The following is a 24,553-nucleotide window of genomic DNA, read 5'->3' as shown; positions in this document are numbered from 1 at the left end:
CGCTATACAACAACCGCGGTTGCCGCGCCGGCCCGGCGGTTCTATTGATGTCTCCACTACCACGCGAAGGGTCGCCATGAACGACGCCCCCCAAAAGTCGCCGCCAGAAGAGGTCGCCACCACAAGCGAAGTGGCGGCTGGGGCCATCCTCACCATCGATCTCGGTGCAATCCGCGAAAACTACCGGCGGCTGAAAGCGCGGTTGGGCGATGTTGCCTGCGCAGGTGTGCTCAAGGCCGACGGCTACGGCGTGGGCGCCGGCCAGGTCGCAGCGGCGCTGCTGCGCGAAGGCTGCGATATCTTCTTCGTTGCGCTTCTGGGCGAAGGCGTCGCCCTGCGCCGCTCGCTTGGTCCGGGCCCTGCCATTTTCGTGTTGAACGGCATTCCCCCCGGTGCCGAGCCGGACGCCGTGGCAGCAAACCTTTGCGCTGTTATAAACAGCCCTGAGCAACTGGCGGCTTGGCGTGTGGCGGCTCGCCGCGCCGGCCGAAAACTGCCGGCCGCGATCCAGGTCGACAGCGGCATGTCGCGGCTCGGCATGGCGCCCCGGGATGTCGAGCGCGTTGCCGCCGATCCGCAGGCCTTCGACGGCATCGACATCCGGTTCGTGATGAGTCATCTGGCCTGCGCCGACGAGCCGGAGCACCCGGCCAATGAGCTGCAGCGGCTGGCATTCGAGCAGCTGCGCAAGATGCTGCCGGCGGTACCGGCCTCGCTGACCAATTCCTCCGGCATCTTTCTTGGGGAGCGCTTTCACTACGATCTCGCCCGCCCCGGTGCCGCGCTCTACGGCATCAATCCGACGCCGGCAAAGCCCAATCCGATGCTGCCGGTGGTGCGGTTGCAGGCAAAGGTGGCACAGACGCGAAGCGTCGAAAAAGGCGCCGGCGTCGGCTATGGCCACACCTATCAAGCGCAAGGCCCGCTCAGGCTGGCGACGATTTCGTTCGGCTACGCGGATGGCTGGCAGCGCCGGGCCGCGTCGGCTGCGTGGTTCGAGGGCACGCGCCTGCCTTTCCTCGGGCGGGTGTCGATGGATTCGATCATTCTCGACATTTCCGCCCTGCCGGCCGGCAGGCTGCGCGAGGGTGATCTCGTCGAATTGCTCGGTCCCTCGCAAAGTGTCGATGACGCTGCCGGCCATGCCGGCACCATCGGCTACGAGATCCTGACAAGCCTCGGCCCGCGCTTCCATCGGCGCTATGTCGGCGGTTGAGCGGTTTGGCCGCGCTTGACAAGCGGACGCCTGTCGGCAAGGCTCCTTGCATGAGCAACCCAGCTTATATCAGAACCTTGTTCAGGGTCTGCCCGATCGCGGGATCGTAGCCCCGGCGCGGCCGCCTTTTGGCGTCCGTCCGAACCGGGGCATTTTCTACCTGACATCATCATTCCCGAGCCAGACAGCTTCGCGGCTGCCGGCTTTCATCAAGCCACCGTTTGTGCGGCGGCAGGCGCGCGTCTGTTCGATGCGCCAACTCATGAGGTTTGCCATGCAACATGCAACAGGATTGCGTCCACCGAGCCGGCTTCTGGTCAGCGATGCCGACCACCACAGGCTGACGGGCCTGGCGCGGGCGTCGCTCGACCGCGTGCCCGAGACGGCCGAAGAACTGCTTTCGGAGATGGACCGTGCCTTCGTGACGGCAGCGGCTTCCATGCCGGCCAACGTGGTGCGGATGGGTTCGACGGTGACAATCCGCAACGATGGCGGCCACACCCAGCGCGTCACACTGGTCTATCCCGGCGAAGCAGACATCAGTGAAAACAGGATCTCGGTGCTGACGCCGATGGGGACGGCGCTTATCGGCGCGTCGATCGGGCAGACAGTGTGCTGGAGCAGCCGTGGCGGCCGGGAACTGTCGGCGACCATCGAAGCGGTCGATGCGCTGGCCTGCGGGCGGGAAGGGTCCTGATCATGGAGACGGCGATGACAGGCGCGAATTTCCGGCTGACGACGAAGGACTTCGCCGTCCTCGAGATCATGTTGGAGCGTCGGCGGGCTTTCGCGGATCCGATTGTTCCAATGCTTGAAGACAAGCTTTCCAAAGCCGAGGTCGTCGCGATCGATTCGGTCGGATCCGATATCGTGACGATGAACAGCAGGCTGGTGTTTCGTGTCGATGCCGGCCCTGCCCAGACCCGGACCCTGGTGCAGAACGAGGTGCGCGGTCCGGTCGGCTCCAGCCTGTCGATCATGACAAGGCGGGGGCTTTGCATGCTCGGCATGGCCGAGGGCCGGACTGCATGGATCGAACAGGCCGACGGCAGGCGGGAGTCGGTCCTGATCGCGACCGTGCTCTACCAGCCGGAGGCCGCGCGGCGTGCCGTCAGGGAGAAATCCCAAGACGAGGCGCGACGGCCGCATGGGCTCACCCTCGTCTACAGCGCCGCAGCCGATTGGCGGCCCCTTGGCGAAAGGGCCGGAATGCGGCAGACAGGGGATGACGACCCCGGTCCCACGGCGGCGTGAACAGGCAACACTGCACGATCCCGAAAGTCGGCATCGATTTTCGCCGGGGATCGTGCGCAAATCGGAAATGCGGCCGCGTCGAGGCGTCCTCAAGGACGTGCGGCGGCAAGGAGTGAACGATGAAGATCATGGTGCTGGGCGGCGGCGTCATCGGAGTGACCACGGCGTACTTTCTTGCCGAGGCCGGTCACGAGGTGACGGTTCTCGACCGCCAGAAAGGCCCGGCGCTGGAAACCAGCTTCGCCAATGCCGGCGAGATTTCGCCCGGCTACGCCTCGCCCTGGGCCGGACCCGGCATTCCGCTGAAGGCGATCAAATGGCTGCTGATGAAGCATGGCCCGCTGGTGGTGCGGCCGGCCTTCGACCCGCACATGTGGACATGGCTGATCAAGATGCTGCGCAACTGCACGGCCGAGCGCTATGCGATCAACAAGGCGCGCATGGTGCCGCTCGCCGAATACAGCCGCGACACGCTGAAGGCGCTGCGCGAAGCGACCGGCATCGCCTATGACGAGCGCACCCAGGGCACGCTGCAGCTGTTCCGCACGCAAAAGCAGCTCGACGGCACCGGCGGCGATGTCGAGGTGCTGAAGAAGTATGGCGTGCCTTACGAGATCCTCGACCAGGACGGCTGCATCGCGGCCGAGCCGGGCCTGGCCGGGGTGCGCGAAAAGTTCGTCGGCGGCCTCAGGTTGCCGCACGACGAGACCGGCGACTGCAAGATGTTCACCGACCGGCTGGCCGAGCTTTGCGTGGCGCGCGGCGTCAAGTTCGAATACGACGTGACGGTGTGGCGCGTCATCCGAAGCCGCAACCGCATCGCCAATCTCAGCACCAGCAAGGGCTGGAAGACCGCCGACGCCTATGTGATGGCGATGGGCAGTTATTCGGCGGGTTTCATGCGCCGGGTGAAGCGGCCGATCCCGGTCTATCCGGTCAAGGGCTATTCGATCACCGTGCCGATCAAGGACGCCGCCGCGGCACCTGTGTCGACGGTGATGGACGAGACCTACAAGGTGGCGATCACCCGGCTTGGGAACCGCATCCGGGTTGGCGGCACGGCCGAGATTTCCGGCTTCGACCTCAGGCTGCACGAATCGCGGCGGCGCACGCTGGAACACTCGGTCGGCGATCTCTTTCCGGGCGCCGGCGCGATGCGGGACGCGACGTTCTGGTGCGGGCTGCGGCCGATGACGCCGGATGGTCCGCCGCTGATCGGCCGCACCGAGCTCTCCAATCTCTATCTCAACACCGGCCACGGCACGCTTGGCTGGACCATGGCCTGCGGCTCGGGCAAGGTGCTGGCCGACATCATCTCCAGCCGGGTGCCTGACATCGACGTCCGCGACCTCGCGCAGGAGCGCTATCTGCGGTAGAGGGTCAGAACGCCTGCCGGACCCAGTCCTCGTCGAAAAGCAGCCGGTAGGCCCACGGGATCGTCACATTGGTGGCGACCGGATTGGAGTGGGCGACATAGTCGTCATAGATCGGCTTCATCCTGGTGTAGAAGGCCGGATCGAGCACCATCATGCCGTTCTCACTGTCGTGGAAGAAGCTGCGGTTGTTGAGATTGACCGACGAGATGGCGACCAGCCTTTCGTCGATCATCATGATCTTGGAATGCAGCACCACGTCAGGCGCCTTGAACTCGCGGATGTTGATGCGGTCGCCATATTTCTCGACAAACAGCTTGTTGAGGGCGGTGAGAAACTTGCCGCCGATATCGCCCTTGAGATCGATGCGGCCGACAATGTCGATCCTGACGCCGCGCGCGAGCGCCCGGTCGAAGGCGAGGCCAAGTTTCGGTGTCAGGTTGAGATAGGGATTGACGATCTGGATATGGTGCTGGGCGGCGTCGACCAGCTCGACGAAATAATCCTCCAGCGCATGGCCATCCTCGTAAGGCACCGAAATGAAGTGTCGTGCCGTGCCTGACGGGCGGGCGCCGTCGGACCGGACCGGAATGGAGAAGGGGCGCGCCAGATTGGTGTCGGCGTCGCGCAGCCACACTGTCGAAAGATGCGCAGCCAGCGTTTCGACCGTGGCCGGATCGGCGAACTCGATGTCGAAGTCGCTCCAGTTCGAATAGTAGTTCAGTGAGAGCCCGTCGGTCTTGCCGTATTGCTCAAGGTCTGGATAGCGCGACAGATCGATCGGCTGGTGGAACAGGAAGCCATCATGGATGTTGCGGCCGCCGATGATGGCGCGTGAGCGCCCGGGATCGTCGGCAAGCGTCGCCAGCATCTTGACGTGATGAACCTTGTGCAATTGTGAGATCTGCTCGTCGATCGGCGCGCCATGGTCCGCCCGCCAGCGATATTCCCGCAGCTCGACATTGGGGAATTCGGCCGCCAGCCGATGCAGCATGGCGTCGTCCTTGTCGCGCTCCAGCACGTCGGTGACCAGGATGCGCACCTTGGTGCCGAGGGCCGCATGATGACGGATCAGCCGTTCGATGATGCGGCCGGAGAAGTCGGCCTTGAACTCCAGGGACGACAGGTAGATCAGCTTCAGCCTTGGCGCCTTGGAGAAGTCGAGCGGCAGCTCCGGGTCGCCCTTGTCGATGGCGCTGTCGGACAGCGGCGCTCCCATCAACGCCTCGACCTTGGCGTTGAAGCCATCGCGCGACTTGCGCAGCAGGCGCGGCTTTCCGATCGGCAAGGCACAGGTCTGCGACAGCCAACGGCTGGCATAGAAGGCGCGGCTGAGAGGATCGAGGCCGGTTGGGTCTGGCGTCGGGCAACGCTCGTAGCGACTGTCGAAGGCGGCGAGAGCCGGATCGGCGGCCTCTTCGCGCCGGATGGTGAGCGGCGCGCCGGCCGGGGCGAGGCTGGAGCGGATCCTTGCCGTGCAGCGGTTCAGACCGTCACTTGGAAACAGGCTGACCGTGTCATCCTCGCCGGTCAGGCGAAAACGGAATGCGGTGCCCGCGGCGATGGTGCGTGAACCGCCGCCGGTACGGATCGCCAGCGTGCCGTCGCAGGTGCCTTCGATGTCGGCCGGTTGCTTGCCGGCCTGACGCAGCACGATCTCGACGCTGCGCGCCTGCAGGCCGGAGAAATCGAACACCCTGGGCGCCGAACGCCGCGCCGCCGCATCGATGTAGAGCGTCTGCCGCGACACCCGCCAGCGTCCGTCGAAATGACCCTCGCCGCTGTTGGCGCCGGCCGGCGGCAGATGCGTTTCAGCAACCGGCCCGGCCAGTTGCTGCAGCGTCCGGTAGGTCGCCTGGAAATCGCTGTTGGCGATTTCATGGCGGTCGTGGCCGAAAGGGCCGGTGCCGTTGGCGCGGTCCATGGCGCCAAGCTGGTGGTGGGCGAGCAGCGCCAGGAACCGTTTTTCGTAGTCGCTGGTGCCGGCGTCACCGAAAAACTGCGAACCGGCGATCCGCGGCCCAGCTGTCTCGGCCGAGAGCGCGGGTCGCGCGCAAGCGCTCTGGCCTTGCAGGAGATCGCAGGCATTGCGGCCAGCGCCGGCACAGCCGGCAAGAACAGCCAGCCCGAACAGAACGATGGCAATGGATGCGCGACCCTTCACCCGGCGGCTCCGGCCTTCAGGGCGCTCAATTGCGCGGGATCGCGCGGCGGCATGAAGCCTTGCGGGAAGACCTTGCAGACGGGAATGGCGAAGGTGGCGATCAGCAGTTCGGCCTCGCCGCGCATTTTGCGTGGCGCTGTCTTGTCGTCACGGATCGCTTTCGTCGAGGCGACCAGGGTGCCGTCGCAGTCGCAATGGTTGTGGCGGGCGATGTAGCAGGCATCATGCGCCTGGCAGACCGCATCGAGGCGGTCGGCCGGCCGGGCCGATAGATCGCCGGTGCGGGTGCCAGGGCCGCAATAATTGCCGAAGACGAAAGGCGAAGGCCGCGCCATGGCGTAGCGGATCGGCTTGGGCAGTTCGGCTTCCGGGACCTTCGTCCACGGATTGGCGCAAGCGGAAACGAAAAGCAGCGGCAGGATGGCAAGAACGGCTCGCATGTCTATCCGCGCCAGCTTTCTAAGGGATCGTCTCTACGCGGCGGCTGCACGTCTGATGCCACTCTGGCCGGTTTTGTGGCAAGGAAAAGGCGGCACGGCTAAACAAATAGGCTCCGCTCCCGCTCCACCATCTTGGTGATGAAGCTGGCGACGATCTGGACGCGGCGCAGCGGCCTGACCGATTCGTGATAGACCAGCCAGTAGGCACGGCGGATCGGCGCGACCACATCGACGGATACCAATTCCGGCATCGAGCGGGCGACGAAGGTGTGCAGGATGCCGATGCCGGCGCCCGAGCGCACCGCCTCGGCCTGGCCGAGCGCCGAGGAGATGGCGAAGCTGGTGCGCCAGTCCGTGCTGAATTCGGCGGCATAGTCGAGCGAGGGACTGACGATGAGGTCCGGCACGTAGCCGATCAGCGTGTGCTGGCCGAGCTCGGCGGCGGTGTTGGGCAAGCCATTGGCATCGGCGTAGGCGCGCGAGGCAAACAGGCCGAGCGAGTAGTCGACCAGCTTTCCCGCCACCAGCCGGCCTTCGGTCGGCCGCTCGACGGTGATGGCGATGTCGGCCTCGCGGCGCGACAGCGAGAAGGAGCGCGGCACCGGCACAAGCTGGATCGTCAGTTCGCGGTGCAGGGCGGTCAGTTCGCCGAGGCGCTTGGCCAGGAAGGCGACGCCAAAACCGTCGGGCGCGCCAATGCGCACCGTGCCGGAAACGTCGTCGCCTTCGCCTGAAATGGTCGAGCGCGCGGCGATCATGTCGCCCTCCATGCGCTCGGCAATGTCGAGAAAACGCTCGCCGGCGGGCGTCAGCTCGCTGCCGGTGGTCAGCCGACGGAAAAGTTTCGTGCGCAGCGCTTCCTCGAGTGCGGCGATGCGGCGCGAGACGGTGGCGTGGTTGAGCTCCAGCCGTTTGGCCGCGCCAAGGATCTGGCCGGCGCGCGCCACGGCAAGGAAGATGCGGACATCATCCCAGTTCATCTTACCCTCCCCCTTGTGGGGGTCCGAAGGACGGGCGAGACCCGTGGCTCGCCCCGGTAGATCGATCCGAGTAGCGGAGCGGGGTGGGGGTGACGCTGGCGCCAGACCCCCACCCCGTCGAACGATCTCCGCTTCGCTCCGACCGCTCGCCGACCCTCCCCACAAGGGGGAGGGTGAAGGCTGGGGAGATGTCCGGCAGGACAGAGGGGGGGCGCGAAGGAACTCAACCTGTCAATCCTCGGGCGTCGTCTCGGGATAACATCATTTGCGGGAATTGATGCTCGCTCGTCAATCGTTATCTATTCTCCGCACAACGGTTGCGTTCTCCGTCGCGTTGCCATCCGCCGGCCAAAGGCGGACAATGCAGCATCACGAACAAGGGAGAGAAATCATGATCGATTATGGTCATTTCATCGGCGGCAAGCATGTCGCCGGGACCAGCGGCCGCAAGCAGGATGTCATGCAGCCGATGGACGGCTCCGTGCGCGGCACGGTGGCGCTGGCTTCGCAGGCGGAACTGCGCGCGGCTGTCGAGAATGCCAAGGCTGCGCAGCCGAAATGGGCCGCAACCAACCCGCAGCGCCGCGTGCGCGTGCTGATGAAGTTTCTCGAACTGGTCGCCCGCGACTATGACGAACTGGCCGACATCCTGGCGCGCGAGCACGGCAAGACGATCGCCGATGCCAAGGGCGACATCCAGCGCGGCCTCGAAGTGGTCGAGGTCTGCATCGGCGCGCCGCATATGATGAAGGGCGAATTCACCGACGGCGCCGGCCCCGGCATCGACGTCTACTCGATGCGCCAGCCTCTCGGCGTCGTCGCCGGCATCACGCCGTTCAACTTCCCGGCAATGATCCCGCTTTGGAAGATCGCGCCGGCCATCGCTTGCGGCAACGCCTTCATCCTGAAGCCTTCGGAGCGCGATCCGGGCGTACCGATGCGCATCGCCGAACTGTTCCTCGAGGCCGGCCTGCCGGCGGGCATCCTCAACGTCGTCAATGGCGACAAGGACGTCGTCGACGCCATCCTCGACGATCCCGACATCAAGGCCATCGGCTTTGTCGGCTCGACGCCAATCGCCCATTACATCTATTCGCGCGGCACGGCCGCCGGCAAACGCGTGCAGTGCTTCGGCGGCGCCAAGAACCACATGATCATCATGCCCGATGCCGACATGGACCAGACCGTCGACGCGCTGATCGGTGCCGGCTACGGCTCGGCCGGCGAACGCTGCATGGCGATCTCGGTCGCCGTGCCTGTCGGCAACGACACCGCCAACCGGCTGATGGAAAAGCTGATCCCGCGCGTCGAAAGCCTGAAGGTCGGTCCTTCGACCGACTCTTCCGCCGATTTCGGCCCGCTGGTGACGGCGCAGGCCCTGGAGCGGGTCAAGGGCTATGTCGACACCGGCGTCAAGGAAGGCGCCAAGCTGGTCGTCGACGGCCGCGGCTTCTCCATGCAGGGCTATGAAGACGGCTACTATATGGGCGGCTGCCTGTTCGACAATGTGACCGCCGATATGCGTATCTACAAGGAAGAGATCTTCGGGCCGGTGCTCTCGGTGGTGCGCGCGCCGACCTATGAGAGCGCGATCAAGCTCGCCAACGACCACGAGATGGGCAATGGCGTCGCCATCTTCACCCGCGACGGCGATGCCGCGCGCGACTTCGCAAGCCGTGTCCAGGTCGGCATGGTCGGCATCAACGTCCCGATCCCGGTGCCGATCGCCTACTACACCTTCGGCGGTTGGAAGGCATCTTCCTTCGGCGACCTCAACCAGCACGGCCCGGACGCGTTCCGCTTCTACACCAAGACCAAGACGGTGACCTCGCGCTGGCCGTCCGGCATCAAGGATGGCGCCGAGTTCGTCATCCCGACGATGAACTGACATCGGGCCGACGATGAACTGACATCAGGAGAAATAGTCCCGGATTTGAGGGCGCGGCTTTTGTCGCGCCCTTTCTGTTTCTGCCTAGCGCGTTGCGGCAACCTCGGCGTGGCCGCGTAGCAGCGCCATCAGGCGTTTGGCATCCTTGGCCGCGGCCTCCTCGTCGCCAGCAAGGATCGAGCGGATCAGCGCGACATGGTGCTCGGCGGATTCGGCAAGACCGGTCTCGGCCTTGTAGCGGAACCAGAAGCGGCGGCTGTGGGTCTGCAAGGGGGCGGCCAGACGGGCGGCGAAGGGATTGTCGGCAGCCAGCGCCAGCGCTTCGTCGAGTGCCTTGTCGGCCTGGATGAAGGCAAGCACATTACCCGAGATCACCGCCTTCTGCATGGCAAGCGCTGCTTCGTGAAACAGGTCGGCGGCTTCGCGGGTGACGAAGCGGGCGGCCGAGCGGGCGAGCACCACCTCGACGCCTCGACGCGCATCGAGCACACGCAACCAGTCGCCGGGATGGAGCGGGGCGATGGCGATGCCGGCGCGCGGCCTGACGTCGAGCAGCCCTTCCCAGGCCAGCCGCTGGATCGCCTCGCGCACCGGTGTCCTGCCAAGCCCGAGCCTGTCGATCAGGGCGCCCTCGGTGACGAAGCTTGCCGGGGCCAGTTCGAGCGTGACGATCATGTGCTCGAGCACATGGTATGCCCTGGTCGCGGCCGGCTCCGCCGAGGTGTTTGCTGCCATGGATATCAAATGCGCTCTCCTGATATATCTTGAATATATCATAACGGAATCCGCATTGACAGCGGGTTTGTTAATAGATATACCGCTGATATATCAGATGGAGAGATGATCATGTGGACCGGAGTTTTTCCTGCCGTCACGACCAAATTCACCGCGGATGATCGTCTCGATCATGCCGAGATGGAGCGCTGCTTCAGCCTGCAGATGGAGGCCGGCTGCGACGGCATCATCGTCTGCGGATCGCTCGGCGAAGGGCCGATGCTGTCGCCCGACGAAAAGATCGAAGTGCTGAAGACCGCGCAGAAGGTCGCCGGCAAGAAGCCCGTGCTGCTGACCGTCAACGAGGCCGGCACACGCGAGGCGGCCAGCATCGCCAAGCGCGCCGCCAAAGAAGGCGCCAATGGCCTCATGGTCGTGCCGAGCCCGATCTACCACACCAATGCGGAAGAGACGGTCGCGGCGCTGCGCGCGGTCGCGCAGGCGGGCGACCTGCCGGTCATGATCTACTCCAACCGGCTTGCTTACCGCGTCGACGTCAGCGTCGACCAGATGGAGGAGCTGGCGTCGGACAAGCGCTTTGTCGCGATCAAGGAATCCTCCGACGACATCCGTCGTTCGACCGAGATCATCAATCGCCTGGGCACTCGCTACGACCTGTTCACCGGCGTCGACAATCTGGCCTTCGAGGCGCTGTCGGTCGGCGCCATCGGCTGGGTCGCGGGACTGGTCACAGCCTTCCCGCGCGAGACCGTCGCCATATTCCAGCTGATGAAGCAGGGCCGCCGCGAGGAGGCGCTCGCCATCTACCGCTGGTTCCGGCCGCTGCTCGATCTCGACGTCTCGACCTATCTGGTCCAAAACATCAAGCTTGCCGAAGTGTTCGCGATCGACACAAATGACCGCGTTCGCATGCCGCGCCAGCCGCTGTCGGGCGAGCGCCGCAAGGCCGTCGAGAAGATCGTCAAGGATGCGCTCGCGGTTCGGCCGAAGCTGCCGCAGTTCTGAGGATCGCAATGCCACAGGCCCCCTCATCCGACCGCTACGCGGCCACCTTCTCCCCGAGGGGAGAAGAGGTCGCCAACGGCGGCGTCAGCCTCTTCTCCCCAACGGGGAGAAGGTGGCCCGAAGGGTCGGATGAGGGGGCTAGCTGCAAGGGTCGAAACGACGGTCGGGACATGCAGTGCGGCGCGCGGCCATGAACAAGGATGCTGCAATCGACATCGCCATCATCGGTGGCGGCATCATCGGCATCTGTGCAGCCGCTTCTCTCGCCGAGGCCGGACGCAGGGTCACGATCTTCGACCGCACCGGCATTTGCGAGGAGACGAGCTCCGGCAATGCCGCCGCCTTCGCCTTCTCCGACGTGCTGCCGCTGGCCCACAAGGGCATGATGCGGCAGCTGCCGAAATGGCTGGCCGATCCGCTCGGCCCGCTCAGCATCCCGCCCGCCTATCTGCCTAGGCTTCTGCCCTGGCTGATTCGCTTCTGGCGCGCCGGTGCGCCGGGAAAATACGAGGCGAGCCTTGCCGCTCAGGCGGGCATGATGAAGCTCGCCGAGGCGGAGTGGATGGGCTTGCTCGATCGCTCCGGTACGCGGTCGATGCTGCGCGAGGATGGCTCGCTCGAGCTCTACGAAAGCGAAGCCGAGTTCCAGGCCGGGCTGCCCGGCTGGGCGGCGCGTGAGCGTTTCGGCATCGGTTTCCGCCATGTCGAGGGCGAGGAACTGGCCGCCTTGCAGCCGGGGCTGTCGCCGCGCTTCATCAAAGGCACGTTCGTGCCGGGATGGAAGACGGTCGCCGACCCGAAACTGCTGGGCAAGGCGGTGTGGGCCTATGCGCAGGCCAAGGGCGCCCGCTTTGAGCTGGCCCGGATCAGCCAAGTCGCGGCGGATAAGAATGGTGCGACGCTGACCTTGGCAGACGGCACCACAAGGCAGGCGCGACACCTCGTCGTCGCCGCCGGTGCATGGTCGCATCTGCTGGCGAAGCAGCTCGGCGATCGCATTCCGCTGGAAACCGAGCGCGGCTACAACACCACGTTGCCGACGAGTGCCTTCGACGCGAAGCGGATGCTGATCTTCTCCGGCCATGGTTTCGTCGTCACGCCGCTCGCAACGGGTCTGCGCGTCGGCGGCGCCGTCGAACTCGGCGGCATCGAGCGGCCGCCCAACTATGCCAGGTCGAAGGCGCTGCTGCAGAAGGCGCAGAAATTCCTGCCGGGGCTCGATCCCTCGGGCGGGCGCGAATGGATGGGGTTTCGTCCCTCGCTGCCGGATTCAGTGCCGGTCATCGGCGGCGCGCCGGGAAGGCGGTCGGTGGTCTATGCCTTCGGCCATGGCCATCTCGGCCTGACCCAGGCGGCGGCCACCGGTCGGTTGATCCGGGATCTTGTCCTGGGGCAGACTCCACCGATCGATCTGGCCCCCTTCAGTCCGCAACGATTTTGATTTTTTCGGGTTTTGTTTTTCGAGGAGCGTCATGGCCAAGAAATCCTTCTTCTGCATAGACGGCCACACCTGCGGCAATCCGGTGCGGCTGGTCGCCGGCGGCGGCCCGCTGTTGCAGGGCGCGACGATGATGGAACGGCGTGCGCATTTCCTGGCCGAGTATGACTGGATCCGCACCGGCCTGATGTTCGAGCCGCGCGGCCACGACGTGATGTCCGGCTCGATCCTCTATCCGCCGACGCGCGAGGATTGCGACATCGCCATCCTGTTCATCGAAACCTCCGGCTGCCTGCCGATGTGCGGCCATGGCACCATCGGCACGGTGACGATGGCGATCGAGCACGGTCTGATCAAGCCGAAGACGCCGGGCGTGCTTCGGCTCGACACGCCGGCCGGGCTGGTCATCGCGGAATACAAGCAGGTTGGCGATTATGTCGAGGAGGTGCGCATCACCAATGTGCCGTCCTTCCTCCATGCCGAAGGGTTGACGGTCGAATGCCCCGGGCTCGGTGAAATCACCGTCGACGTCGCCTATGGCGGCAACTTCTACGCCATCGTCGAACCGCAGAAGAACTATCGCGACATGGCCGATTATTCGGCTGGCGACTTCATCGCCTGGAGCCCGGTGGTGCGCCAGCGGCTCAATGAGAAATATTCCTTCGTGCATCCGGAAAACCCGGGCATCAACCGGCTGTCGCACATGCTGTGGACCGGTGCGCCGACGGTGGATGGAGCGGATGCCCGCAATGCCGTGTTCTACGGCGACAAGGCGATCGACCGCTCGCCCTGCGGCACCGGCACCTCGGCGCGCATGGCGCAGCTTCATGCCAAGGGCAAACTCAAGGCCGGCGACGGCTTCGTGCATGAATCGATCATCGGTTCGCTGTTCAAGGGCAAGGTCGAAAAGGATGTCAGCGTGGCCGGCAAACCGGCCATCATCCCCTCGATCGGCGGCTGGGCGCGGATGACCGGACTGAACACCATCTTCATCGACGACCGCGACCCGTTCGCGCACGGATTTGTTGTCAAGTGATGGGAATCCTGACCTTGCGGAAAGCAACGGCTTGAAAAATGGATCGTGCCAGAAACGCAAGGATTCCTTTCATCACCTAATTTTGACGGCGATTTCTTCGAAACGGAGCGCATGATGCGGTCGAATCGTCAAAGACATTGCGTTATGCCAATGATAGGGTCCGCGATAGTCCAGGGGTCGGATGATGGAAAACGGGCAATCGGACAGCGTGCTTCGAAAACACGCATGACGATTGAAAAAGGACGTTGCAATCCGGGCTCGAAACTTTACGACTAGGGGAAATACGAAAAGGAATGCGTCTGCATGGGCGACATTCCAGGGGAGCCATGTACACATGCAGTACTTTGTCCAGCAGCTTATCAACGGGCTGACGCTGGGATCGATCTATGGGCTGATCGCGATCGGCTACACGATGGTCTACGGCATCATCGGCATGATCAATTTCGCCCATGGCGACATCTTCATGGTGGGTGCCTTCACGGCACTGATCGTCTTTCTCGCACTGGGCGCGCTGTTCTATTCGGTGCCCGTTGTGGTGGCGCTGCTGGTCATGATGATCGTGGCGATGCTGCTCACCAGCCTCTACAACTGGACTATTGAGAAGGTGGCCTACCGGCCGCTGCGCGGTTCGTTCCGACTGGCGCCGCTGATCACTGCCATCGGCATGTCGATCGCGCTGTCAAACTTCGTCCAGGTGACGCAGGGTCCCCGCAACAAGCCGATCCCGCCGATGGTCAGCCAGGTTTACAACATCAACGGCATCAGCGTGTCGCTGAAGCAGATCATCATCGTCGTCGTCACGGCGCTGCTGCTGGCGCTGTTCTGGTATCTGGTCAACAAGACCTCACTCGGGCGAGCGCAACGGGCCTGTGAGCAGGACCGCAAGATGGCGGCGCTGCTCGGCATCGATGTCGACCGTACCATCTCGATCACCTTCATCATGGGTGCGGCCCTTGCCGCGGTCGCGGGCACTTTGTTCCTGATGTATTACGGCGTCATTGCCTTCTCGGATGGCTTCACGCCGGGCGTGAAAGCCTTCACGGCGGCGGTGCTGGGCGGCATCGGTTCGCTGCCGGGCGCGGTGGTCGGCGGGCTGCTAATCGGCTTCATCGAGAGCATGTGGTCGGCCTATTTCTCAATCGACTACAAGGACGTCGCGGCGTTCTCGATCCTGGCCATTGTGCTGATCTTCCTGCCTTCCGGCATATTGGGCCGGCCAGAAGTCGAAAAGGTCTGAGACCATGGCCGTCAACGTATCTCCGGAGCGCGACATCGTCGCCACCCCCATGCAGCGCGCGTTGCGTGAGGCGCTTTATGCCGCTGCCATATCGTTTGGCCTGTTCGTGCTGTTCATCGGCCTGAAGACCGGCCAGAACATTTCCAATGAACTGGTCCTGACGACGCGCTGGGGCCTGCTTGCCGTGGTGGTGATCGCCACGGCCATCGGGCGCTTCCTCTATGTCGCTTATGGCCAGCCCTTCCTGGCCAACCAGAAGATCACCGACGTCGCCACCGGCCTGCTGCCGGCCAGCGTGGCGTCACGCTTCTTCCAGTTGCCGGCGTTCATCGTGGCCCTGGTCGCGGCAGTGTTGTTGTTTGCGGTCAACAGCTCTCTCGTCGGATGGGTGGGAGCGGAGCCGGCAGGCTATCTGCAATTCCTGCGCGCCCTGGCGGTCATCTATGTGCTGGCCTGCGTGATCTATTATTTCCGCGGCTTCATCCATGCCAACTTCACCAAACTCGGCATTGCCGCGCTGATCCTCTATCCGATCCTGGTGGTGGCGATCCTGTCGCTGATGTCCTGGTCGTTCGTCGGCGGGCTGCAAGGTTCGCTGAAATGGGTCGACAATTTCGGCATCCAGATCCTGATCTATGTGATGCTGGCCTGGGGCCTGAACATCGTCGTCGGCCTCGCCGGCCTGCTCGACCTCGGTTATGTCGCCTTCTACGCGGTCGGCGCCTATGCCTATGCGCTGCTCGGCACGCAGTACGGCCTGTCGTTCTGGATCCTTTTGCCGGCCGCCGGCGCCATGGCCGCCTTCTGGGGCGTGCTGCTCGGCTTCCCGGTGCTGCGCCTGCGCGGCGACTATCTGGCGATCGTCACCTTGGCGTTCGGTGAGATCATCCGCCTGGTGCTGATCAACTGGCGTGAGGTCACCAACGGTTCGGCCGGTATTTCCGGCATCCCGAAGGTCACCTTCTTCGGCCTGATGACCTTCAACGTGTCGGACCCCAATTACATCGCCAAGGTGCTGCATCTCGCGACCTCGAGCGCCTACTACAAGATCTTCCTCTACTACCTGATCCTGGCGCTGGCGCTGCTGACGGCCTTCGTCACCATCCGGCTGCGGCGCATGCCGGTCGGCCGTGCCTGGGAAGCGTTGCGGGAGGACGAGATCGCCTGCCGCTCGCTCGGCATCAACACCACCACCACGAAGCTTACAGCCTTCGCCACGGGTGCGATGTTCGGCGGCTTCGCCGGCGCGTTCTTCGCTGCACGGCAGGGCTTCGTCAGCCCGGAATCCTTCGTCTTCCTGGAATCGGCCATCATCCTGGCCATCGTCGTTCTCGGTGGCATGGGCTCGTTGGTCGGCATCGCGGTCGCCGCAATGGTGATGATCGGCGGCACCGAGGCGTTGCGCGAACTCGACTTCCTCAAGCAGGTCTTCGGGCCGGACTTCACACCGGAACTCTACCGCATGCTTCTGTTCGGCATGGCCATGGTCATCGTCATGCTGTGGAAGCCGCGCGGCTTCGTCGGCAGTCGCGAACCAACCGCCTTCCTCAAGGAGCGAAAGGCTGTCTCAAGCTCCTTCACCAAGGAAGGACACGGCTGATGAATGCGAACCCTGTTCAGAAAGCCACTTCGGGCATGAACGACGCTATCCTTCAGGTCGATCACCTGTCGATGAAGTTCGGTGGCCTAGTGGCCATCGGCGATCTGTCTTTCGCCGCCAAGCGCGGCGAGATCACCGCGCTGATCGGCCCCAACGGCGCCGGCAAGACCACGGTGTTCAACTGCATCACCGGCTTTTACAAGCCCTCGGAAGGCATGATCACGCTCAACCGGAACGATGGTTCGACCTTCCTGCTCGAGCGGCTGCCCAACCATGAGATCCCGGCGCGCGCCAAGGTGGCGCGCACCTTCCAGAACATCCGCCTGTTCTCCGGCATGACCCTGCTGGAGAACCTGCTGGTCGCCCAGCACAACAAACTGATGAAGGCATCGGGCTACACGGTCCTCGGCCTGTTCGGCTTCAGCGGCTATCGCAAGGCCTCGGCGGATTCAGTGGAACTCGCCAAGCATTGGCTGGAAAAGGCCGATCTTGTCGACCGTGCCGACGACCCGGCCGGCGACCTGCCCTATGGCGCGCAGCGCCGTCTCGAGATCGCTCGCGCCATGTGCACGGGACCCGAGCTTCTGTGCCTCGATGAGCCGGCGGCCGGCCTCAATCCGAAGGAATCGGCGGCGCTCAACGATCTGCTGATCGACATCAAGAACACATCCGGCACCTCGATCCTGTTGATCGAGCACGACATGTCGGTGGTCATGCAGATCTCCGACCATGTCGTGGTGCTGGAGTATGGCCGCAAGATTTCCGATGGCAGTCCGCAGTCGGTGCGCACCGATCCGCGCGTCATCGCCGCCTATCTCGGCGTCGACGACGAAGAAGTCGAGGCGGTCCTCACCGAAGTCGGTGACGAAGATGTCATCGAACAGCTCGATACAGGGCCGGATGCCGCGCATGGTCCGGGAACATCGTCGTCCTATCTCGCTGGGCCGGTGACCGACACGGTCGGCCATAGTTCGGGCGAGCGGGTTACGGTGGCCAAGGGAGCGTCAAAGGCCGGTCAGGTCGACGCCAGGTCGCTCGCCGCGGCAAACAAGGCAGCCTCGCTGGCAGCCGTGCCGGCGGCGAAGGCAAAGCCTGCTCCGAAAGCGGCTTCAAAGGCGGCAACCGGCACGGCGGCGAAGTCCACCGCGTCGGCCAAGCCGGCGGTCAAGGCCCCGGCAAAGGCTGGAGAGATCTCCAACCGGCTGGCGGCGCCTCGCGGCGGCAAGGCCGACAATTTGACCCGCATCAAGGGCATCGGCACGGTCAACGAGAAGAAGCTCAACGATCACGGCATCTTCCACTTCGACCAGATCGGCGCCTGGAAAAAGGCCGACGTCGAGGCCGCCGAAGCCTATCTCGCCTTTGACGGACGTATCGCGCGCGAGGAATGGGTCAAACAGGCCAGGCTGCTCGGCCAGGGCAAGGACACGGAATTCTCGCGCCGCGTCGACGCGGGCAAGGTGGCGACAAGCCATGCTTCCGCAAAGACTGCAAAGGCAGCCTCCGGAAAGACCGCGAGCAAGACCGCTGCCAAGCCCGTGGCGGGCAAGCGTGGAGGGGGCAAGTGATGGCCGCGACAACGCTGCTCGATATCAAGGGCGTGCAGACCTATTACGGCAACATCCGGGCGCTGAACGGCGTCGATGTCACCGTCAACCAAGGTGAGATCGTGGCACTGATCGGCGCCAACGGCGCCGGCAAGTCGACGCTGATGATGACCATTTTCGGCGCGCCGCGGGCTCGCGCCGGCACCATCACCTTTGCCGGCACCGACATCACCCAGATGCCGACGCACGAGATCGCGCGCATGCGCATTGCCCAGTCGCCCGAGGGCCGGCGGATCTTTCCGCGCATGACGGTGATGGAAAACCTGCAGATGGGCGCCAGCCTCGACAACCTCAAGCACTATGACGAGGACGTCGAGAAGGTGTTCACGCTGTTCCCGCGATTGAAAGAGCGCATCACCCAGCGCGGCGGCACGCTGTCGGGCGGTGAGCAGCAGATGCTGTCGATCGGACGCGCGCTGATGGCGCGACCGAAGCTGCTTTTGCTCGACGAGCCGTCGCTGGGTCTTGCGCCGCTGATCGTCAAGCAGATCTTCGACGCCATCCGCGAACTGAACCGCACTCAGGGGCTGACGGTATTCCTGGTCGAGCAGAACGCCTTCGGTGCGCTCAAGCTCGCCACGCGCGGCTACGTCATGGTCAACGGCAATGTGACGATGAGCGGCACCGGCAAGGAACTGCTCGCCAATCCGGAAGTGCGCGCCGCCTATCTCGAAGGCGGGCACCACTGAGTTCGGAGCGGAATGCGTGCATTCGCCATTCCGCTCCAGATTGTTTGTTTGTCGCATGATCTTTGTCCGAAAAGTCCGCAACTTTTCGGGATCATGCTAAGGAGACTTCACCATGCAGGGCATTCTTTATGAGGAACCCTCGATCTGGCAGTTCTTCTTCGTCACCTGTCTGCTGGGCGGCTGGGCGGCGTGGATGACGGGCAAGGCCAGTGCTCAGACGTGGCGCAGCTTCATCCAGCTGTTCGCCTATATGCTGGGCCTCGGCATCGCGATCCGCTTCATCCATCACGCGCTGTTCGGCGGCACCATGTTCTCGCTGCACTATTATGTCGTCGACACCATCGTGCTGATGATCCTCGGCTTCGTCGGCTATCAATACACGCGCACCAACCAGATGGTGACACAGTATAATTGGCTCTACGAAAGAGCTTCACTCCTGAGCTGGAAACCGAAAGGTTGACGTTCATCATTAACGCCGCCTCGAAATTGAATCGGCGTGACAAGTGCCTGAAAATCGGCAAACTATGCTTTCTGCGATAAGGGTGGGCATCGCATGAAAGCTTCATCCACGCCCACTCCGTTAATGGGAGCGTTTAAATGAAAAAGTCACTTTTGTCCGCCGTCGCCCTGACCGCGCTTGTCGCGTTCGGTGGTGCCGCGTGGGCTGACGTAATGGTCGGCGTCGCTGGCCCGATCACCGGTCCGAATGCCGCCTTCGGCGCGCAGTTGCAGAAGGGTGCGGAAGCTGCTGTCGCCGACATCAATGCGGCTGGCGGTATCAATGGCGAGCAGATCAAGCTCGAAGTCGGCGACGACGTTTCCGATCCGAAGCAGGGCATCTCGGTCGCCAACAAGTTCGTCGGCGACGGCGTCAAGTTCGTGGTCGGTCACTTCAACTCCGGCGTCTCGATCCCGGCCTCGGAAGTCTATGCGGAAAACGGCATCGTCGAAGTGACGCCTGCCGCGACCAACCCGCAGTTCACCGAACGCGGCCTGTGGAACGTGTTCCGCACCTGCGGACGCGATGACCAGCAGGGCAGCATCGCCGGTGCTTATCTGGCCGCCAACTTCAAGGATGCCAAGATCGCAGTCGTGCACGACAAGACCACCTACGGTCAGGGCCTTGCCGACGAAACCAAGAAGGCGATGAATGCCAAGGGCCTGACGGAAGTCATGTATGAAGGCATCAATGTCGGCGACAAGGACTTCTCGGCGCTGATCGCCAAGATGAAGGAAGCCGGCGTTTCGATTATCTATTGGGGCGGCCTGCACACCGAAGCCGGCCTGATCATCCGTCAGGCGGCGGACCAGGGCCTCAAGGCGACGCTGGTTTCCGGCGACGGCATCGTGTCGAACGAGTTGGCTTCGATCGCGGGCGACGCGGTTGCGGGCACGCTCAACACGTTCGGTCCGGATCCGCGCCTGATCCCCGCCAACAAGGAACTCGTCGAGAAGTTCCGCGCGCAGGGTTTCGAGCCGGAAGCCTACACGCTCTACTCCTACGCAGCCATGCAGGCGATCGCCGCGGCAGCCACCGCTGCCAAGTCGAACGATCCGCAGGCGGTTGCCAAGGCGCTGCATGAAAACGGCCCGTTCAAGACCGTGCTCGGCGACCTGTCCTATGACGCCAAGGGCGACCCGACGTTGCCCGGCTACGTCATGTACGAATGGAAGAAGGGCGACGACGGCAAGTACACCTACATCCAGAAGATGTAAGCTCGTCAGTCTCCAGACCATTTACGGATGCCCGGCGCCTCGCGCCGGGCATTTTCTTTTGCCATCATGTTCAGGCGGCGGCCGATGCAGCCGGGTCCTTAGCCGGGAAATGATCGCGCGTTAACCGCAAAGCCGGCGCTTTTTCCAGCTGTTTGAATGAATGCGAGGGGCCTCTGGCGCAATGATTCCATTTCAATCGGTTTAAATGCGTGTCAATTTCGTTTGCACTGCAGCATTTTCACGCTAATCATTGCGCCGATTTCTCTTCCTTCCGTTGCTGGAGCCCAGTCCTTGGCTATCACGAAGATCCTCGTCGCCAACCGGTCCGAAATCGCCATTCGCGTCTTCCGCGCGGCCAACGAACTCGGCCTCAAAACCGTGGCGATCTGGGCCGAAGAAGACAAATACTCCCTGCATCGCTTCAAGGCCGACGAGAGCTACCAGGTCGGACGCGGGCCGCATCTGACCAGGGACATGGGGCCGATCGAAAGCTATTTGTCGATCGAGGAGGTGATCCGCGTCGCCAGGCTGTCGGGTGCCGATGCTATTCATCCCGGCTACGGATTGTTGTCGGAAAGTCCCGAATTCGCCGACGCCTGTGCCGAAGCCGGCATTACCTTCATCGGGCCGAAGCCGGACACGATGCGGCGGCTCGGCAACAAGGTGGCGGCGCGCAATCTCGCCATCGAGGTCGGGGTGCCGGTGATCCCCGCCACCGATCCGTTGCCGGATGACATGGAGGCGGTCAAGAAACTGGCCAAGGTAATCGGCTATCCCGTGATGCTGAAGGCATCATGGGGCGGCGGCGGCCGGGGCATGCGCGCCATCCGCGCCGAAGCCGACCTTGCCCGTGAAGTCACCGAAGGCAAGCGTGAGGCGAAAGCCGCCTTCGGCAAGGACGAGGTCTATCTCGAAAAGCTGATCGAACGCGCTCGCCATGTCGAGGTGCAGGTGCTGGGCGACACCCATGGCAATGCCGTGCACCTGTTCGAGCGCGACTGTTCGATCCAGCGCCGCAACCAGAAGGTCGTCGAGCGGGCGCCGGCGCCCTATCTCGAAATGTCGCAGCGCGAGGAGCTTTGCGGCCATGCGCTGAAGATCGCCCGCGAGACCAGTTATATCGGCGCCGGCACGGTCGAGTTCCTGCAGGACGCCGATACCGGCAAATTCTACTTCATCGAGGTCAATCCGCGCATCCAGGTCGAGCACACCGTCACCGAGCAGGTGACCGGCATCGACATCGTCAAGGCGCAGATCCATATCCTCGACGGCTTTGCCATCGGCACGCCGGAATCGGGCGTGCCGGCACAAAAGGACATAAGGCTGAACGGCCATGCGCTGCAGTGCCGCATCACCACCGAAGATCCCGAGCACAATTTCATCCCGGACTATGGCCGCATCACCGCCTATCGCGGCGCAACAGGCTTCGGCATCCGTCTCGATGGCGGCACCGCCTATTCCGGCGCGGTTATCACCCGTTTCTACGATCCGCTGCTGGAGAAGGTGACGGCATGGGCGCCGACGCCGGCCGAGACCATCGCCCGCATGAACCGGGCGCTGCGTGAATTCCGCATCCGCGGCGTCGCCACCAACTTGACCTTCCTCGAAGCGATCATCAACCATCCGAGCTTCGCAGATAATTCCTATACGACCAAGTTCATCGACACGACGCCGGAGCTGTTCCAGCAGGTCAAGCGCCAGGACCGCGCCACCAAGCTCATCAACTATCTCGCTGATGTCAGCGTCAACGGTCATCCCGAGACGCGCGGCCGGCCGCAGCCGAAGGCCGATGCGGCCGCACCCGTGGTGCCCTACCTCAACGGCAATGTGCCCGGCGGCAGCAAGCAGAAGCTCGATGTGCTCGGACCGGAGAAATTCGCCGCCTGGATGCGTGACCAGAAAGAGGTGCTGGTCACCGACACGACGATGCGCGATGGCCATCAGTCGCTGCTCGCCACCCGCATGCGCACGCATGACATTGCCGGCATCGCCGGCACCTATGCGCGTGCCCTGCCGCAGCTTCTGTCGCTGGAATGCTGGGGCGGCGCCACCTTCGACGTCGCCATGCGCTTCCTCACCGAGGATCCGTGGGAGCGGCTGTCGCTGGTGCGTGAGGCAGCGCCCAATCTGTTGCTGCAGATGCTGCTGCGCGGCGCCAATGGCGTCGGCTACACCAACTATCCCGACAATGTCGTGCAGCATTTCGTCAAGCAGGCAGCAAGCGGCGGCATCGACCTGTTCCGGGTCTTCGATTGCCTGAACTGGGTCGACAACATGCGCGTCGCCATGGATGCGGTCGGCGCCGAGGGCAAGCTGATCGAAGCGGCGATCTGCTACACCGGCGACATCCTCGATCCGGCGCGGGCGAAATACGACCTCAAATATTATGTCGGCCTGGCCAGGGAATTGCAGGCGGCCGGCGCCCACATCATCGCCGTCAAGGACATGGCCGGCCTGCTGAAGCCGGCGGCGGCACGCGTGCTGTTCAAGGCGCTGCGCGAGGCGACCGACCTGCCGATCCATTTCCACACCCACGACACGTCGGGCCTGTCGGCGGCGACGGTGCTGGCGGCGGTGGAAAGCGGCGTCGATGCCATAGACGCGGCGATGGATGCCTTCTCCGGCAACACCTCGCAGCCATGCCTTGGCTCGCTCGTCGAGGCGCTGAAGGGCACTGAACGCGACCCCGGTCTCGACCCGCAATGGATCAGGAAGATCTCGTTCTACTGGGAAGCGGTGCGCAACCAGTACGCCGCCTTCGAAAGCGACCTCAAGGGGCCGGCCTCGGAAGTCTATCTGCATGAGATGCCGGGCGGGCAGTTCACCAATCTGAAGGAACAGGCGCGCTCGCTCGGACTGGAGACGCGCTGGCACGAGGTGGCGCAGACCTATCACGACGTCAATCTGATGTTCGGCGACATCGTCAAGGTGACGCCGTCCTCCAAGGTCGTCGGTGACATGGCATTGATGATGGTCAGTCAGGATCTCACCGTTGCCGATGTCGAAAACCCGGACAAGGACATCGCCTTCCCGGATTCGGTCGTCTCGATGCTGCGCGGCGATCTCGGCCAGTCGCCAGGCGGGTGGCCGGCGGCGCTGCAGAGGAAGGCGCTTAAGGGCGACAAGCCGATCACGGTGCGGCCCGGCTCGCTGCTCAAGCCAGCCGACCTCAAGGCCAACCGCAAGGAAATCGAGGAGAAGCTCGAGCGCAAGCTGTCGGAGTTCGAATTCGCCTCGTGGCTGATGTATCCGAAGGTGTTTACGGATTTCGCCGGTGCCCAGGAAACCTATGGGCCGGTCAGCGTCCTGCCGACGCCGACCTATTTCTACGGCATGAAGCCGGAAGACGAGATCTTCGTCGACATAGAGAAGGGCAAGACGCTGGTGGTGCGCTGCCTGGCCATCGGCGATGTCGACGAGAAGGGCATGGTCACAGTGTTCTTCGAGCTCAATGGCCAGCCGCGTCGTGTCAAGGTGCCCGACCGGGCGCATGGCGCGTCCGCCGCCAAGGCTCGCCGCAAGGCCGAGCCCGGCAACGAGGCGCATGTCGGCGCGCCGATGCCGGGCGTCGTCTCGGCGCTTTCGGTGGCTACCGGCCAGGCTGTGAAGGCCGGTGACGTGCTGCTTTCCATCGAAGCGATGAAGATGGAGACGGCGCTGCATGCCGAGCGCGACGGCACGGTCGGCGAGGTGCTGGTCAAGGCAGGCGACCAGATCGATGCCAAGGATCTGCTGATCGCTTTCAATTAAGAGTTCGCAAAACGGACTGGCTGTCGGCTTCTGGCGGCAGCCCCTTGTGGCTTGGTCGATAACGGCTTGACCCGCCGCCGCCGGTCGGGCATCGAACCGGCTCAAATTTTGTCGCAGTCGTCCGCGAGTCGCGGAGCCGATTCTTTTGGAGAAAAAAATGGCCGACGATATCACCGATACCAGCCAGACTGTTGCCGCCGGCCAGCTGCGTGCCTTCATCGAGCGCATAGAGCGGCTTGAGGAAGAGAAGAAGACGATTTCCGACGACATCAAGGAAGTGTTCGCCGAGGCCAAGGGAACCGGCTTCGACACCAAGGCGATGCGCACGATCATCCGGCTGCGCAAGAAGGACCAGGCCGAGCGTCAGGAAGAGGAAACCATCCTCGATCTGTATAAGGCCGCACTCGGCATGGTGTAGGACTGTC

At 63.7% G+C, this 24,553-nt stretch carries 20 protein-coding genes; 16 read left to right on the top strand and 4 right to left on the bottom strand.

Annotated elements, in window-relative coordinates; all coding sequences use genetic code 11:
- The first annotated feature begins 76 nt into the window (after positions 1–76).
- The 4 genes from alr (at position 77) to MESCI2_RS0114640 (ending at position 3,846) form a co-directional block, all read left to right on the top strand.
- The gene (gene alr, locus MESCI2_RS0114660; protein ID WP_027037244.1) at positions 77–1,216 is read left to right on the top strand and encodes an alanine racemase; all 1,140 of its coding nucleotides are present in this window, start codon (positions 77–79) and stop codon (positions 1,214–1,216) included.
- Positions 1,217–1,490: 274 nt separating this feature from the next.
- Entirely contained in the window at positions 1,491–1,913 is a 423-nt protein-coding gene (rnk, locus tag MESCI2_RS0114650; protein WP_027037243.1) for a nucleoside diphosphate kinase regulator, read from the top strand.
- 2 nt (positions 1,914–1,915) lie between these two features.
- Complete coding sequence (locus MESCI2_RS0114645; protein ID WP_081738738.1) at positions 1,916–2,470, top strand: nucleoside-diphosphate kinase; 555 nt, start codon at positions 1,916–1,918, stop codon at positions 2,468–2,470.
- Positions 2,471–2,589: 119 nt separating this feature from the next.
- Positions 2,590–3,846: a D-amino acid dehydrogenase gene (locus MESCI2_RS0114640; protein WP_027037241.1), complete on the top strand. Its 1,257-nt coding sequence runs from the start codon at positions 2,590–2,592 to the stop codon at positions 3,844–3,846.
- Positions 3,847–3,850: 4 nt separating this feature from the next.
- Here the strand turns inward: MESCI2_RS0114640 and MESCI2_RS0114635 are convergent, their stop codons facing one another.
- The 3 genes from MESCI2_RS0114635 to MESCI2_RS0114625 all read right to left on the bottom strand — a co-directional run bounded on the left by MESCI2_RS0114635 (position 3,851) and on the right by MESCI2_RS0114625 (position 7,427).
- The gene (locus MESCI2_RS0114635; RefSeq protein WP_027037240.1) at positions 3,851–6,007 is read right to left on the bottom strand and encodes a phospholipase D-like domain-containing protein; all 2,157 of its coding nucleotides are present in this window, start codon (positions 6,005–6,007) and stop codon (positions 3,851–3,853) included.
- Complete coding sequence (locus MESCI2_RS0114630; RefSeq protein WP_027037239.1) at positions 6,004–6,447, bottom strand: hypothetical protein; 444 nt, start codon at positions 6,445–6,447, stop codon at positions 6,004–6,006. Before MESCI2_RS0114630 ends, MESCI2_RS0114635 begins: the two co-directional genes overlap by 4 nt.
- A gap of 98 nt (positions 6,448–6,545) precedes the next feature.
- Entirely contained in the window at positions 6,546–7,427 is an 882-nt protein-coding gene (locus MESCI2_RS0114625) for a LysR family transcriptional regulator (protein WP_027037238.1), read from the bottom strand.
- 391 nt (positions 7,428–7,818) lie between these two features.
- On the opposite strand from MESCI2_RS0114625, the gene MESCI2_RS0114620 reads away from it, so the two are divergent.
- Positions 7,819–9,315: a CoA-acylating methylmalonate-semialdehyde dehydrogenase gene (locus tag MESCI2_RS0114620; protein WP_023811796.1), complete on the top strand. Its 1,497-nt coding sequence runs from the start codon at positions 7,819–7,821 to the stop codon at positions 9,313–9,315.
- Positions 9,316–9,399: 84 nt separating this feature from the next.
- On the opposite strand, the gene MESCI2_RS0114615 is transcribed toward MESCI2_RS0114620, so the two are convergent.
- Positions 9,400–10,050 (bottom strand): GntR family transcriptional regulator, encoded by a 651-nt coding sequence (locus tag MESCI2_RS0114615; protein WP_032900807.1) that lies wholly within the window; start codon positions 10,048–10,050, stop codon positions 9,400–9,402.
- Between the two features lie 111 nt (positions 10,051–10,161).
- Between MESCI2_RS0114615 and MESCI2_RS0114610 the strand changes: the two genes are divergently transcribed.
- The 11 genes from MESCI2_RS0114610 to MESCI2_RS0114560 all read left to right on the top strand — a co-directional run bounded on the left by MESCI2_RS0114610 (position 10,162) and on the right by MESCI2_RS0114560 (position 24,546).
- Positions 10,162–11,055 carry a dihydrodipicolinate synthase family protein gene (locus MESCI2_RS0114610; RefSeq protein ID WP_027037236.1) on the top strand — a complete coding sequence of 298 codons (894 nt, stop codon included), beginning with the start codon at positions 10,162–10,164 and terminating at the stop codon, positions 11,053–11,055.
- Positions 11,056–11,245: 190 nt separating this feature from the next.
- Positions 11,246–12,496 carry an NAD(P)/FAD-dependent oxidoreductase gene (locus MESCI2_RS0114605; RefSeq protein WP_027037235.1) on the top strand — a complete coding sequence of 417 codons (1,251 nt, stop codon included), beginning with the start codon at positions 11,246–11,248 and terminating at the stop codon, positions 12,494–12,496.
- Between the two features lie 31 nt (positions 12,497–12,527).
- Positions 12,528–13,529 carry a 4-hydroxyproline epimerase gene (locus tag MESCI2_RS0114600; RefSeq protein ID WP_027037234.1) on the top strand — a complete coding sequence of 334 codons (1,002 nt, stop codon included), beginning with the start codon at positions 12,528–12,530 and terminating at the stop codon, positions 13,527–13,529.
- 334 nt (positions 13,530–13,863) lie between these two features.
- Positions 13,864–14,766: a branched-chain amino acid ABC transporter permease gene (locus MESCI2_RS0114595; RefSeq protein WP_027037233.1), complete on the top strand. Its 903-nt coding sequence runs from the start codon at positions 13,864–13,866 to the stop codon at positions 14,764–14,766.
- A gap of 4 nt (positions 14,767–14,770) precedes the next feature.
- On the top strand, positions 14,771–16,366 hold the full coding sequence (livM, locus tag MESCI2_RS0114590; protein ID WP_027037232.1) for a high-affinity branched-chain amino acid ABC transporter permease LivM: 1,596 nt from the start codon (positions 14,771–14,773) through the stop codon (positions 16,364–16,366).
- The gene (locus MESCI2_RS0114585) at positions 16,366–17,934 is read left to right on the top strand and encodes an ATP-binding cassette domain-containing protein (protein ID WP_027037231.1); all 1,569 of its coding nucleotides are present in this window, start codon (positions 16,366–16,368) and stop codon (positions 17,932–17,934) included. Before livM ends, MESCI2_RS0114585 begins: the two co-directional genes overlap by 1 nt.
- The gene (locus MESCI2_RS0114580; RefSeq protein ID WP_027037230.1) at positions 17,934–18,662 is read left to right on the top strand and encodes an ABC transporter ATP-binding protein; all 729 of its coding nucleotides are present in this window, start codon (positions 17,934–17,936) and stop codon (positions 18,660–18,662) included. The genes MESCI2_RS0114585 and MESCI2_RS0114580 overlap by 1 nt, the downstream gene beginning before the upstream one ends.
- Before the next feature lie 112 nt (positions 18,663–18,774).
- The gene (locus MESCI2_RS0114575; RefSeq protein WP_023811804.1) at positions 18,775–19,122 is read left to right on the top strand and encodes a DUF6867 family protein; all 348 of its coding nucleotides are present in this window, start codon (positions 18,775–18,777) and stop codon (positions 19,120–19,122) included.
- Positions 19,123–19,259: 137 nt separating this feature from the next.
- Positions 19,260–20,378 carry a branched-chain amino acid ABC transporter substrate-binding protein gene (locus MESCI2_RS0114570; RefSeq protein ID WP_027037229.1) on the top strand — a complete coding sequence of 373 codons (1,119 nt, stop codon included), beginning with the start codon at positions 19,260–19,262 and terminating at the stop codon, positions 20,376–20,378.
- A gap of 291 nt (positions 20,379–20,669) precedes the next feature.
- A complete protein-coding gene (pyc, locus tag MESCI2_RS0114565) occupies positions 20,670–24,128 on the top strand; it encodes a pyruvate carboxylase (protein WP_027037228.1) in 3,459 nt (1,152 codons plus the stop codon).
- Positions 24,129–24,285: 157 nt separating this feature from the next.
- Positions 24,286–24,546, top strand: coding sequence for a DUF2312 domain-containing protein (locus MESCI2_RS0114560; protein WP_013529099.1), 261 nt, complete (start codon positions 24,286–24,288; stop codon positions 24,544–24,546).
- The last annotated feature ends 7 nt before the right edge of the window (positions 24,547–24,553 follow it).

This window comes from Mesorhizobium ciceri WSM4083, from assembly GCF_000519305.1.
Classification (GTDB): domain Bacteria; phylum Pseudomonadota; class Alphaproteobacteria; order Rhizobiales; family Rhizobiaceae; genus Mesorhizobium; species Mesorhizobium ciceri_B.
This window is presented reverse-complemented; position numbering and strand designations above follow the sequence as displayed.